Raw genomic sequence first — 14,174 nt, 5'->3', positions numbered from 1 at the left:
CTATGTATTTTAATGATGAAAAGAGTTGAAGTATGTATAGTGTTGAAATAGATATCAATGCCGATTTAGGCGAAGGAAAGGGAAATGATGCCGACATCATGCCACTGATTTCTTCCTGTAATATTGCCTGTGGCGGTCATTTTGGCACCGATGAAACCATGCGGACCGCTATTCGGTTGGCAAAACGACATCAAGTGAAAATAGGGGCGCATCCTTCCTTTCCGGATAAGGATAATTTTGGGAGGGAAATCATGACACTGACCAAAAAGGAATTGACGGAAACGATTTTCAATCAGTTGTTACATTTTTTCGCGGTTGCGGAAACCGAGGAAGCTACGGTTCATCATATAAAACTGCATGGCGCTTTATACAACTATGCCGTCCAGGACGCACCCACTGCCGATGCGGTAGTAGAGGCGATTACTTCTACAAAGATTCGTCCGGTATTATATGTGCAGTATGGTTCTGTGTTACATCGAAAAGCAGAAAACCTGCTACCCCTTCAATTTGAAGCATTTTTAGACCGAAGGTATACCGATGAAGGTCGCTTGGTATCGCGTAGCAATGATCGTGCGTTGATTGAAGATTCCGGTGAAGTGTGGAAACAGCTTCAGGAAATGTCAATAGATAAGCAAGTGACGACCATTTCAGGAAAGAAGATTCCTGTTGAAGCATCAACCTATTGCATTCACGGTGACCAGCCGAACTCGGTTGCTATTCTAAAGTATCTTCACCAACAAATGAAAAACCATCCTATTCAACTTTCAAGATGAAGCAACCCACACTCAAATCGTTTGGCGATTCAGCAATATTGTTGGAATGGGAAAACACTATTTCCAACGATATCCATAAAGACGTGTTGCGAGCACAGACCTTATTAAAGGATGTATTGGGTGACCAACTACTTGAAATCGTTCCAGCCTATGCTTCTATGGCTTTATATTTTAATAGGCAGGTTTCTGTCGATAAGGTGAAAAATGAAATAGAGCAATTGCTGCAAAAGGAATCTGAAGCTACAGCACTTGAGCGTGAAAAAATCAAAATTCCAGTATGTTATGATGAAGCGTTCGCTCCCGATATCCAAGAATTGGTTGAAAAGAAGAATATTTCAATCGATGCACTAATCACGCTTCATACCCAGCCAACTTATACCGTTTATTTCTTGGGCTTTTTACCGGGATTCCCATATCTAGGCGGATTGGATTCGAAATTACATCACCCTAGAAAAAGCACCCCACGAAAGAAAGTGGAAGCCGGTTCGGTGGGTATAGCAGGCGGACAAACAGGTATCTATCCATCCAATTCCCCAGGAGGGTGGAATATCATCGGTAGAACGCCTTTGGCACTCTTTTCTGTTGAAAAACAGCCACCATCACTTTTGAAAGCAGGAAATTTGCTTCAGTTTGAATCTATATCAGCGAAGGAATATGAGTCAATAATAGAGAAAGTTCGTTCAGGTGATTATAAAATCAAAAAAGAAATCATCCATGGTTGAAGTCATCCATCCCGGAATGTATACAACGATACAGGATTTGGGTCGCTTTGGTTATCGAAATCTTGGCATTCCGCTCTGCGGTGCCATGGATCGAATGTCTGCTACATTGGCTAATAGAATTTTAAATAATTCAGATGAAGATGCCATAATGGAAATTACGCTTATGGGACCAAAACTACGGTTTCAAGAAGACGCTATCATAGCGATCGTCGGCGCTGACCTTCACCCAAAAGTAAATGATAAGTCCGTCGAAATGAACACGATGGTTTCAATTTCAAAAGGTGGTTTGTTGAGCTTCGGAAATGCTTCCGTAGGGACACGAGCCTATATCGCTGTTGCAGGCGGTTGGCAAACATCATTGGTGTTGGGAAGTAGAAGTATGTATAACGGCGTCACAGAAGCTTCAGCTTTGGATAAAGGAGATTTGCTGGCGCTAAAAGAACAATCTAAAAATGTTCACGCAAAACAATCATCGCTTCAACTTGAAACTTCACATTTCAACACAGCAAAAATTAAGGTTAATGAAGGCCCCGAATGGAAGCAGCTTTCCACCTCCCTTCAACAAAAAATTTTAAAAGGCAACTATACCGTTTCGCCCCAAAGCAATCGTATGGCGTATCGACTGGAAGGCGTGGCAGGCATAAAAGGTTCGGAGATTATCACATCACCTGTACAGCCGGGAACGGTTCAGTTAACACCTTCTGGCGATTGTATAGTATTGATGCGTGACGCCCAAACAACGGGCGGATATTCCAGAATTCTTCAACTTAGCGAACAAGCCATTTGCGAATTGGCGCAAAAAAGGGGAGGAGCAACCGTTCAGTTAGTCCTTACATAAGCTTATCTTCCTTTTTATACTCTTTTCGGATGCCTTCTTGCAATATGTTTAGTGTTAGTACATCATTCTTTAGGTGAAGCACCTGTAAACTCGAATAATGGATGATATTTACGATGTTGGAACCGGTAAGTTCATATTTTCTGGCAATACTATCCCAATCGATTTCTTTTGAAAGCGAAAGCTGTTTGGGAAGATTGCGTTCCCACAATTGCTTTCGTTCGGCTACCCCAGGCTTTTTAAACTCGCAAATACTGTTGAACCGACGCGTAAAGGCTTCATCGATGTTGTTTTTGAAGTTGGACGCCAAAATGACAAGCCCGGAGTGACTTTCAACCCGCTGTAATAAATAGGAAACCTCTTGGTTGGCATACTTATCATGCGCATCGCGAACATTGGTGCGCTTTCCAAAAATAGCATCTGCTTCATCGAAAAAGAGAATCCAATTCTTGTTTTGCGCTTTATCGAAGAGGGATGAAAGATTCTTTTCCGTCTCGCCAATATATTTTGAAACAACGGTGGAAAGGTCAACACGGTACACAGGTCGCTCGGTGTATTTCCCCAACAAGGTTGCTGTTAATGTCTTTCCAGTACCGGATGGACCCGCAAATAAGGCCCGAAAGCCTGGCTTTACCCGATCTTTCATGTTCCAGTCCTCCATAAAGGTCTTGTTGTACTGTAACCAAACTTCAAGCTCCTTCACTTGTTCCATAGTGGTTTTGTCCAAAATTAAATCGTCCCACGTTAGGCTGGTTTCCAAAAGTTGGGCCGGGAAACGCGTACTCAGTGTTGGTAATAGCGCTTCACCCGTTTTAAGAAAGTGAAGGATTTCATCATGAAGGAGTATCTTTCCGCTCATAGTGGGTTCACCCGTTGGCACTTCTTCTAAGTGAAGTAGGGATTGACGATGGAATGTATTGTTTTCGGTGAATAGCAATGCCGTTTTGGTGCGCATTGAAATATCCGTTCCACCGATAAGAAATTGAGCCGTTTCACCTGTCGGCAGAATCCCGCGATGGTTTTTCCCCTTCACCCCACCAAATAAGGGAAAGTCGGTTCCGGAAGGATAGGCCGATGAAACGGTATCGATTAAGAGACTTGGAGAAAGATGGGGTATCCAAGTCAAAAGAAGAATGATGACTTCCTCAGTGGAGAGCTCATGTTTTTCAATTAGTTGAAAAAAAGGATGCTTCGATTTCTTAGAAAGGGAAAGCTGAGGACTCTTTTTTAAAGGTTCAGTAGGATGCTGTAACCGCCAGATAAGTACTTCCGTGAAGGAATCGATCATTCTTTTTATTTCCGTATAAGCGCTTGTCTTCATCATAATGCTAGATACTTCTCGTAGGCAGCCTTTAACTTGCTATCATATTTATTCTCTTTATATCCTGAACCGTTGTAGCCTTTGGCGAATTTCGCCCAGTTCTTATTCCGGATATGTTGAAGTAGCCCATTCGCCTTACAGAACAAGCCAAATGCCTTTAAGTGCGACTTTTCATGGGTATACATATCCGATACAAAACTGTCGATGCTGGGGTAGCCTAGATTAGCATAATGGAAACCCATGATTTGAAAAGCGCCCCAGGAGGCCGAGCAATAGGCCGCATCATGAACCCTATCGTCATCGCTTAAGCCGGCTGCTTTCTCTAAGCGGTCGTATTCTTGTTCGCCACCTTCATAATATTTCTTCGTCCAGCTTTTATATAGAACGTTTTTGCTGTGCTCGTTTTTGAAGTTCAACGGATTCACGCCCCGATTTTTAAGCTCCCGCCAAAAAACATGGCCTTCAAAGAGAATTCGGGGTCTGCCATCCAGCAAAAAGCCTTTTCCGTTACTTTCAATTTCGTTAACCGCTTTTACCGCCGCTAATTCTAGGTCGAAGCTATCTGCAAATTCTTGTAAGTCCTCTTCCGATAAGAATTTATCGTTGAACTTCGTAATGGAAGCATTCTTCTCTATCAGCTTGCTCCATGTTTTCGGCCCTACGATACCATCTACAACCAAACTGTTTTGCTGTTGAAAGTTGATGACGGCAGCGCGCGTATCGGTTCCAAAATAATTGGAGATATAGACTTCGTAGCCTAAATTCACCAATATTTCTTCCAGCATAAATACTTCACTCCCTCTAGAGCGATACTTCAGGGTTTTCATTTTTTTCGATTTTTTGTGTCTTGATTAGTTCTTCTATCGCCGCAAATTGACGATTCAAAAGGGGATGGTCTAAAATAGCCTTCACATAGCGAATGCTACTGGCGCTGAGGTGGCGCGAAAGAGTCGGTTCGTAATACTCCCAAGGATCAAAGAATCCATTGTCAAGTTTTTCGGTCAATGTTAGTATTTGAAGGTTTTCCTCCGCAAGGAAATTTAGTAACTGTTCACGGATCTCTTTATCTAAAATTTCACCATTCACATAGCCTTCAACATCATTGAAGGAAACCTTATGGGGCATCATGATCTTGAAATAACGGATACCGCCTTCGGACGTTTCTTCGAGACTGGTAACATAATCGCTTAAATAGCCAGGAATTTTATCCAGATTCAGTCCCGTTTGAAGGTCGGCTATAATATTATCGGTTTCCTTTTCATTCACTGAAATATGCTCTACTTTATATTTGTCCTTGAACTTTTCAATGAGATGGTCGACATAAAGTCCTTTGCTGTTGATGATTTCGATATAGGCAATCTGTTTATCGCCCAATACCTGTTTATCGCGCGACAGGTAATTATGAACGTCCAGACAGCCTAACAAACCACTATTGTCAATTGCTCCGGCATCGATAAAATGCCCGTAGCCTCGAATTTTAGCTGCCGGACTAAATACTGGAAACCGATTGGTAGTGCTTACGGCTTGGTAATACGGAATGGTTTTTTCATTTTCTAAATCGGCTAAATTGATGGCATACGGGAAAATAGCGCCGAAGTCCTGTTGACGAACACTCCATAGAATACCGCGATTTCCTTGGGTGCCGGCGGTATTCATTATAAGGGATGGAAAATACCCCTTTCTGTTGAAAGCGTCTTTCCAATAATCGCGAAATGACTTGCTTGATAGGTAATCCAAGCGCTGGTCCTCTATTTCATTCTGATATTTCCGCATGGCGTAATAAGGACGATCCCGTAATCCGATACGTTCGCTAAAAGGCCAAAGTTTTCGGAAGGTATCCAATCCGAACGTTAGCGATAAATCGAGCGACGTATAGTTCTGGGCGGCGAGGGTGTCGATCTTAGTCTGTATCGCATCGAAATTGGTCCCGTCTTCACGATAGAGACCGGTATAGAGTGCCAATCCTAACGAACCACCCGAGGCGCCCGATAAAGCGATGGTTTGGTCCAGCAGTTTGCCATTGGTCTTCCGCTGAAGCATGTTTACGACATTAAGCGTCCAGACATTTGCCTTCAGACCACCACCGTGACTTGCAATGAAGAAGAGGGTGTTATCGTTTTTGGCGCGAAGCCGATCGATAAAAACTGTTTCAGGTATTTCAGATTGGGTATTTTCCACTAGGTCGAGCTCGTGGGTGGTGACTTCCACTGGAGCGAAGTTGGTGATAACCACCAATCCGATAAGAATTCCAAGGACGATAAATAACATTCGGTAGTGTTTGGTTCCAAAGAGATTCATCTTATAGGCCACAAAGAAATACTTTCCAAGGGTTGCAATAATGAAGTAATAGAAGTAGAAAAACGCTAGTAAGATAGGGATGCCATTCAACAAGTTGTTCTCAATAACACTTGCGATGGTCGACCAAACAATTAATACGGCAGCTACTAAAAAATTGAAATTGTAGAGCAACAAATAGTTTTCCGACTTCCCCATAAAACAGATACGGTCAATTAAAAAACGAAAGGGTTTCAAAGATTTACGACCTTTCATTGCCTTCGAAACCTTTTTCAATTTTGTTCTAAGCAATCGGAAGAATACATAATTGAAAATCAATACGTAGCTTGTCAATAGCAGTAAAACAAACCCAAACGGACTGAACGTTCCGAAGAATAATGTTATACATAGAAATATCACGCAAAGGAGGGCGATGACCACATACCACACCCCAAGTTTGCGATATAGGTGATGTAGGCGTTCCGTTTTCTTCTCCATTTTCTTATCGGAAAGCGGCTTTCCTTTTTTGGACACAGCCCGTTCCAGTTTACAGATGGATCTTCTGTAAATGATGTAGATGATGAAGGGTAGGAGAAGCGACGGATATACAATCCATTTTATCAATCCCAGCGGAAACGATTCGAAGATCAGGTTAGGCGCGAAGCTGCTAATGATAAAGTGAATCCAGACGCCATGGATAAGAACACCAGTTGCATAACGAAGATAATTTGCCCAATTATCGGGAACATAATCTGAATTTGGATTGGTAGTGAAAACATAAATCGGATACTTCCGCAACGGCCAAAACTTTATGGGGAAGGTGCGATGCCATTCGGTATAGTCGCGCGAATCGTTCAAATCGGCTGCATAGTAGGTGTAGATGGGATAATGCGATAATGCCAGTGCCAAGGCATTAATAAAGAAAAATGCTAGAAACAGCGAAAACTTGTCCGATTCCATTAAATCGACCAGCATCGTGAAGGCTTGGTCCATCTGCGTAAGCAATAATAGGATAATAATAATGATGACCAAACTTAGAATGGAAGACTTTACAAAGTTCTTCATCGATCTAAAAAGATGGTGTACGGCATTTATAAGCTTTGTGAAAAGCGCGGGGTTGGGAGTTGTATTGGCCATGATGTTCAGTTGAAACCTCTAAGGTATTGATATTGAGGTTTGGAAGCAAGGGGTGTTTGCCTGTGTTGTGTAAGGAAATTTATAGTTTTACAAATCTATTCCACCGAAATTGTAGACCCTTCCAATTCTATGATACGATAGGTGCTTCCTGTACTTGCCAAGGCTGCGAAGATAGCATAACTTTCAGCATTTGTTTGTGGGTTATCTCCTGGATAATTACTTTCAAATGAATAGGTGTCATGATTGAAATTGGTAAATGCAGCATGAAAACACTCGTGGAGTAAAACACCTGCCTTAGTAGGCTCGCTTTGGCTATTCCAACAGCTAGTAAATAATGTATATTCTTGCGAACCAGCCTGGGCTTCTCCCAATGTTTCAGCCCCTTGTTCGCCTGTTGGACAGGGCCCATTGTCGCAATTGTAAGCTTTGGAAGTAATATTCACACCGTGATATCTTCGACGTATAAATGCGGTAACATTGTATAGCCTCATAAATCCTTCCGTATCGTATCGGCTATGCGCTGAAGTTGGAGAATTAAGTCCCAATTCACTTGAAATATTGAAATGCTGATCTAATAATTGGAACCTTTCATAGATATCCCTCCCAATTATAAGTAAGCGATTCTCACTTCTACGGGCCCTATTTCTAATAAGTTCCCGATATTCCTCAAACCAACCTATCGCGTCGCTAACCCATTCCCTTGCCATATTCTCAGCAGCTTCAATAGCCTCTTGAAAATCGTTGCAATCGGTGTTAGTAGTAGCATCAGCTACTTGGCGCTGTACGTTGGCCGAGGTTTGTGAAATATTTTGAGCCGCTGAAGAAACAAAGAATTTGCCTTCATTAGGGGAAGGTTCCACTTTTTGGTGGCCAAAAAATGTAGGTTCTGCATTTTCTTGTATCGCGCTAGGTTGGATAAACAAGCTGTTATGGTTGCTTGCAGAAGTATGCCCGTTCTCTGTTTTTGAAGCATGTGCGTACATCATTTTTTACTTTTTAGGAAACGCCTTTTCAATCAATAATTTTTCACACGGACTTCCCGTTTTGCGGATTTCTTTTGTTTTCTCTGGTTCTTTAACTATATCCAGTTTCTGGAGTTTTTTACGTTTTCGTTTCGGTGTATCCTTTGGGAATTCAGAAAGCCCAGCAGGGAAAGAGGACACAAACACATCAACCCTACGAAGCTTATGCTGCTCTGTCGTCAAGTCGATGCCTGGAAGAGGTACCTTATCCGACATCCCCTTCAGCAGAAAGCGGTCCAATTTAACGGATTTGTTTTCCCCGATCGTAACTTCAGCCTTCTTTGAAACCTTCAATTTCCGTAGGAACAGATACACATTCTTGGCACGTTGATCACTAATGTATTGTTTTGCCCAATCACTTCCTACATTATCGGAATGCCCGCGTATTTCAACAAACAGATCCATTGAAATAATCAAATCGCTTAACAGTTTTAATTTATCTTGTTCGCTTTGGTCGAGTTTAGAAACATCCGATTTATTAAAACCAAAGTTAATCACTTCAGCATGACCAAACGATTCACCTTTGTGCGGACCGTCGGTAGCATGCCCGCGTAATTCATCTTCACTTACGCCTACGCTCTTCGCTAATTCATTTTCTATATTTATGGTCGAATCGTGTACGTTCGAAACGGCTCGAAATCCTTTAGCATGGGCATCGAGATCTATAAGGGAAGCATGACCACATAATTCATGGCCTAAAATGACCTCGGGTTTGCTTGCATAGCTATGTTTGACACCTTTCTTATCGTGATAACCGTATTTTACGGGGTTTATATTGCTGGTGGTTAAAACTGTGTGCTTATTTTTATTGGTATGTGGGGAAAGGCTATCGGCTACTACAATTTTCCACGGATTTAGGTTGGTGTCGCGCGTCATAATGTGAAGACAACAATTGCCAATACCTTTAGATCCTTTCGTAAGTTCCGATTCTTTTTTACCACCCTTGGCTTTCACTTCTCCATTGCTCTGCATCTTAAAATCTGGACCGATTTTATCGATTTGTGGACCAATAAGATTTAGACGGTCTGCTTTCGAAAGCACTTTTGAAGGGTCTTCAATATTGTTGCTCTTACTCAAGCTATTTACATAATCGGTAGGATAATCATCTTCTACCGATAGTTTCCGTTGAATAGAAGGTTTCGATGCTCCCTGCTGAAGCGTATGCGTCAGCTCATGGGCCAAAAGGCGCTTTCCAGTGGTGGTGTGGGGATTGTATTTCCCTTGATTGAAATATATATTGTTACCATGGGTGAAGGCCTGGGCACCCAATTGGCGGTTCATTTGAATGGCGTTGGAACCCGTATGAATACTGACATTTCCAAAATCGGCGCCGAACCCTTGTTGCATCGTATTACGAGTGGTATTCGGTAGCTTTTGTCCGCCGCCCGATGAAGAACGTAAGACGGTTTCAATCGTTTCACTGCTTCTCATATGGTCTCGTTTTGGCTGCACGCTTTCCTCTTCCTCATGTTTTTGAACGGTTTCTTCCTGCTCGCAAGCGCTACATTTTAGTTGAAGTTGCTCCTCTTCGGACTCCGATTCTCTTTGAATAGGGGCCAAATCGCCTCGCCCTACCGACTGTACCGAGGAAGCGGGAAAGAAGGTTGACGATTTTTGATGGCCTGAAATATTGTTCACAACCCTATCTGCCATACGATCGGCCTCTTGTTCAAAGCGATCGTTGGGCTGACCAACCGTTAATTTTGCCTGAATGGCTGGAAAAAAGGGTCGTGATGCTTGGCCTTTCGTTCTTTCTGAGGCGTTTTTTCTATGTGTTTTCATACTTCTAAACTTACCATTCAACATATATAACATTCGCTAGCCAAGGCAGCTTTAAAACTCCCATCGGCCATGGCAATTGATCTAAGAGGATATCCTGGGGCTTTCGCTCAAATTGCAGCAGCATGCTATCCTCTTTGTAGGTTGCTTTCCCTTCCCGCTGTAGATATTCATTTCTAAGCAGTTCGATGGATGAACTTTTCAGCGCTGACCAATGCTTCATTACAGCCATTAAAAGTTCATCGCAGGCATGCTTTTGTTTGGGAGAAAGATGAATAAACCGATTTACCGGCTCGTCAATTGGATATCCACTTAGCAATTTGGCAAAGCCTACTTCATATTCATAAGGTTTTGTTTTTCCGGTAGCGAGATAATGAAACAGATGGAGTACTTCTTCATTTTTCTTCTCTAAAAATTGTCCGTTTTCCAATAACTGTTGGCTTTCGAAAAAACGTTTTAAAAAGGGGTGAAGGAGTATCAGTCCGGCGTTCTCAAAAACGGTTGACAATTGCGTATCTTCTTCGAAGTTCTTAGGCACATTTTCAAGAACTAGGGAAGGGGTGCTTTTTTCTGATTCTTTCAGTAGGCTAGATCCAAAATTCAATAACTCAACCACCTTTTTTTTAGGTTGACTTTGGGCTGTTTCAGCAAGCATTTTTTGAATTTTTTTTTCTGACTCTCGAATGGAGGAAGTCGTAAATAATAGTTTCCAAAAAATATTTTTGTATTTTGTCTCTCGAAATAAACTCGGGATCTTAAATGCGGCCAACTTTGCGCTTTTAGACTTGTCTAAAAAACTAAAATATGTTTTTATAAGTAACTTATTATCAGTTTGTAAAATAAATCTACCTAAAGCTTTTATTTCGCTTATTGAATTTTTTAAATTTTGAATAAAATTTTTCTCGTTCAAGCAGTTTGTTAGCCATTCTTTACTGAAATTTTCTTTAGAATCGCTCCACCAAGGTAGATTTCCATGGGCTAAAAAATAGAAATATGCTGCTTCTTTTTTCGCTGAAATTGATAGCGTTTCAAATTCGTTTTGAGTCGATTTTTTACGAGCTACTTTTTTCTTCAAAGCCTGTTCAATTTTGGTGATTATTTCTGTTGAAAAAATGTTTTCTGAGAATGAACTTTTAGGGATTGAAATGTCGATTTCCAACCTGTCAAATCGTACAATTTTGTCATCGAATTCTTTTGAAATGGAATGGAATATTTGCTCCATTTGAGGAGCCATTTTGCCATGTACGATTCCACTCATGCTATCCTTTAGGTGAAATGCCTGTTCCATCGAAGGGGTGTTTACCTCAATTGTCATTTTTTGGATGATATTTTTGGATGTAGGCATTTGAATATCAGATTTATTACGTATATTTATCACTCAGATTCAGAGATGAATTACTGGGTTTGTTAGTTCATTGAGGCAGAAGTCAAGTATGAGTGTAGCGTTCAGTTGAAGCAGTATAATCTCTTCGACAGTTTTTAGTCTATTGCTTATCAGTACAGAAGTTTTAGTGTTAGAACCCATAAGGGTATCATTCGGAGTGTACAATTTTAACCGACTGATACCCTTCTTTTTTTGTGCATGTTTCAGCAGCAGGTTGCTATGTTCTGTAGTGATTATCATCCTCTACCTCTTTGTAATGGTACACTTATAGCATTCTCACCCCTTGGACTTCCGAAATAGAAATCAGCATCCACACCGTGAGTCGCTAGTAATTCATCAAAGTCGCTGCTATACGGAGCTCCTTGAATATAGAGCGAAAGCTTGGTCACCCCCGTTTTCTTATGCAGGAACTTTCTCAGGTTCACAAACAATACGACATCATCGTGTGTATTCTTCTTATTTCTTCGGGCATGGGTCAGCATCAGATCATCGATCCAAGTACCATTTACCCAATCCCCATCCAACTGAAGTGTCAGTTGTGGATTGATGCGTCGAATGGCATCCGCGATATTTGATAGCTTGGTCCGCATGGCACTCGGTAATTCTGAAACAGACGTGATAAACCGTTGCTGCTGGGTTTCCATAAATAGAGGATACCGTTGCAATCGATCCCGCAATCGTGTCCATTTCGCCCATTTATCATCATAGGTGCCATAATCATCATCTTTATTCACCGGAGCCAACGAAGCCTGTAACGCTTCATAAAAGGCTGGATTGTAATTCTTCAAGTCGCGACAGCGCATCGCATCGGGTCTAAAAACACGGTTGTTACGGAACATCCCGCTATTGCTGTAGGTATAGATAGCATTGTTTCTAGCCATGGTCACGTCGCGAACACGCAACACGAACTTATCTTCCTTCGCATAGGTTATAACGAAGCGCTTCTGACTTTCATTAAAATCGAATACCAATCCCTTATCGAAACGCGTATTTAACGCATCGGTGATGGCATGCATCCGTCGAAGGAATATAGCTTCCAACGGAATTTCCAAGGTGGTGGTCCGATTGATAAGCGACTGCCCATTGATTTTGTATTCGATTACCTGAAGCCTGTATTCCTGTGGCATCGGACGGTTATTGCTTTGCGTGCCCTTCAAACTTCTGGAGAGATTGTTCAAAAATTTCAAGGTGCTGATCCACGGATAGGTACATTCCCGCAAGTAACAACAGCTAGCATTTTGAGCCTTTGTTTCAATAGCATGCGGCAAACAGAAATCGGCGATGATCTCATCGTTTTCGGTGAAGAGGAAAAAGGTTCCTCCTTTAGGAACGCCTGCACGATGTGTGATGCCGGGATAATTTCTTAGTAATGCTGTAATTTCTTCTCGTTGCGTTTCAACATCATACAACCGACATTCGAAATCGAGGGCAAATTCTTTTCGAAGTGAGTTGAGATAGTCCTTTACCTCCAATCCGGAACGACCGTACAAGCCTTCAATTCTATAAAAATCGTGGCATTCCAATTCTACGTTCAACGGATTCCGAACCCAGCATCCTTCCGCCAATGCCTCGCGATGATAGCTTAGGTTTTTTCTATGGTGAAAACGTTCTGTTTTGACGAAATCCCAACGCTTCAACAAATTCTCTGAAATCGTATAATACGCAGGAATCGCCTTTTCGCCTAAGGGTGAACAATCCTTGGAGGGCGTGATCAATGGTCGACCTTCGAATTCGGCATTATACGAAGTAGCAATACCTTCCAATCGAGATACCAGACTTTTCGCGCGCTTCAACAAGCTTCCAAATTCATTATTGATAGGAGCGTGATAGAAATCGTGACGTAATTCTGGATATTCGTCCTGTGGTTGAAGGCTTCCTAACAGCAAATGCTTCGGGAAGGCCTCGATGTCTGGACAGCATTCCGACTTCAACTTCAACAATAATTCAAATAGTTCGTTGTAAGTATCAACGATATCACGGGCCCAATCGTAGCGATACTGAATGTTTTCACCAGTTTGAATAGTATCAATATTCTTCACGGCACTTTCAATAGCGTCACGACTCGCTTCAGAAATCATCAATGTTTCAGAAAAACTCGCAAATAAACTGTTGAAGGCTTCAGCCATTAGCGGCTTCACTTCACCCAACACCTCCTCATAAGCATCGTGTAATGCTACGTGACTTCCCACATTGTTTTCAGCTCCCAAATCGGCATTCAATACCACTTTCGGCATCACCAAACGATCCATCGCAGCAACTTCTGCCAATACATCGTGTTTTTCGAAAAGCGTGTCGCCACCATTGATAATTTCATAGGTGTTTTCCTTTCCGGCCAATAATACCCGTACATTCTGTATAATCGGTTGTCCCTGATTGTCGCAATTCGTGCCCGTACAGATATCTGGATCTTTTGGGTAGCATTCGAGATAGAGCAGCACCACCTTATCGTCTAAATCCTGAAACTGCGAGAGCGGTGCATGCCCTTCCTCGGTATTTACAGCCTCTTCGGGAAGCAATTCCCATAAATCGATAGTAGAATTACCCGCGCGGAAAGGCTTGTATTTGGCACGTTCATCCTCAAAATCCCTAAAATGGGTATAGGTGATATTGGGAACGGTAATCAATTTGATATCGCGGAACGAGCTGTCGTCGATTTCCTCAGCGGGAACATCGTTCTGTAATTTCAACAGATCGCCGTCGGTCGTAACGCCACATCCCTGGGAAATGGTAATGGTATTTTCCGAAGCATCATACCGTACTTCAAAACCGCAGGCAATGCCGACGCCCGTGAGACAAACACGACTTAAGCGATCCTGCTCGTCGAAGTATTCTATAAATTCGTTCAACTTAGCCGAGGTTAGGACCTGATCGTCCACAAACTGGCTATACTGCGGGGTAATTTTTGATAGTCGCGTGCTCATAATCGT

General features: G+C 42.1%; 10 protein-coding genes. 3 read left to right on the top strand and 7 right to left on the bottom strand.

Going from position 1 to position 14,174, the window contains the following annotated elements; translation table 11 throughout:
• Window positions 1–32 precede the first annotated feature (32 nt).
• Genes pxpA through I4Q58_RS00890 form a run of 3 tightly spaced genes read left to right on the top strand, consistent with a single transcriptional unit; the run spans window position 33 to window position 2,333 of the window.
• A complete protein-coding gene (gene pxpA / locus I4Q58_RS00900; RefSeq protein ID WP_203292799.1) occupies window positions 33–773 on the top strand; it encodes a 5-oxoprolinase subunit PxpA in 741 nt (246 codons plus the stop codon).
• A complete protein-coding gene (gene pxpB / locus I4Q58_RS00895) occupies window positions 770–1,495 on the top strand; it encodes a 5-oxoprolinase subunit PxpB (RefSeq protein WP_203292797.1) in 726 nt (241 codons plus the stop codon). The genes pxpA and pxpB overlap by 4 nt, the downstream gene beginning before the upstream one ends.
• Window positions 1,488–2,333 (top strand): 5-oxoprolinase subunit C family protein, encoded by an 846-nt coding sequence (locus I4Q58_RS00890; RefSeq protein ID WP_203292794.1) that lies wholly within the window; start codon window positions 1,488–1,490, stop codon window positions 2,331–2,333. Before pxpB ends, I4Q58_RS00890 begins: the two co-directional genes overlap by 8 nt.
• Here I4Q58_RS00890 and I4Q58_RS00885 read toward each other — a convergent pair.
• From I4Q58_RS00885 to I4Q58_RS00855, 7 genes are all read right to left on the bottom strand, one after another.
• On the bottom strand, window positions 2,326–3,654 hold the full coding sequence (locus I4Q58_RS00885; protein ID WP_236002786.1) for an ATP-binding protein: 1,329 nt from the start codon (window positions 3,652–3,654) through the stop codon (window positions 2,326–2,328). The two genes, I4Q58_RS00890 and I4Q58_RS00885, sit on opposite strands and share 8 nt — an antisense overlap.
• The gene (locus I4Q58_RS00880) at window positions 3,651–4,478 is read right to left on the bottom strand and encodes an N-acetylmuramidase domain-containing protein (protein ID WP_203292792.1); all 828 of its coding nucleotides are present in this window, start codon (window positions 4,476–4,478) and stop codon (window positions 3,651–3,653) included. The genes I4Q58_RS00885 and I4Q58_RS00880 overlap by 4 nt, the downstream gene beginning before the upstream one ends.
• A complete protein-coding gene (locus tag I4Q58_RS00875) occupies window positions 4,453–7,062 on the bottom strand; it encodes a hypothetical protein (RefSeq protein WP_203292790.1) in 2,610 nt (869 codons plus the stop codon). The genes I4Q58_RS00880 and I4Q58_RS00875 overlap by 26 nt, the downstream gene beginning before the upstream one ends.
• A gap of 95 nt (window positions 7,063–7,157) precedes the next feature.
• Complete coding sequence (locus I4Q58_RS00870; RefSeq protein WP_203292788.1) at window positions 7,158–8,048, bottom strand: hypothetical protein; 891 nt, start codon at window positions 8,046–8,048, stop codon at window positions 7,158–7,160.
• A gap of 3 nt (window positions 8,049–8,051) precedes the next feature.
• Window positions 8,052–9,866 carry an eCIS core domain-containing protein gene (locus I4Q58_RS00865; RefSeq protein WP_203292786.1) on the bottom strand — a complete coding sequence of 605 codons (1,815 nt, stop codon included), beginning with the start codon at window positions 9,864–9,866 and terminating at the stop codon, window positions 8,052–8,054.
• A gap of 10 nt (window positions 9,867–9,876) precedes the next feature.
• Entirely contained in the window at window positions 9,877–11,208 is a 1,332-nt protein-coding gene (locus I4Q58_RS00860) for a contractile injection system tape measure protein (RefSeq protein WP_203292784.1), read from the bottom strand.
• Between the two features lie 275 nt (window positions 11,209–11,483).
• On the bottom strand, window positions 11,484–14,168 hold the full coding sequence (locus I4Q58_RS00855) for a hypothetical protein (protein WP_203292782.1): 2,685 nt from the start codon (window positions 14,166–14,168) through the stop codon (window positions 11,484–11,486).
• Window positions 14,169–14,174 lie beyond the last annotated feature (6 nt).

This window comes from Luteirhabdus pelagi (assembly GCF_016827595.1).
Classification (GTDB): domain Bacteria; phylum Bacteroidota; class Bacteroidia; order Flavobacteriales; family Flavobacteriaceae; genus Luteirhabdus; species Luteirhabdus pelagi.
This window is presented reverse-complemented; position numbering and strand designations above follow the sequence as displayed.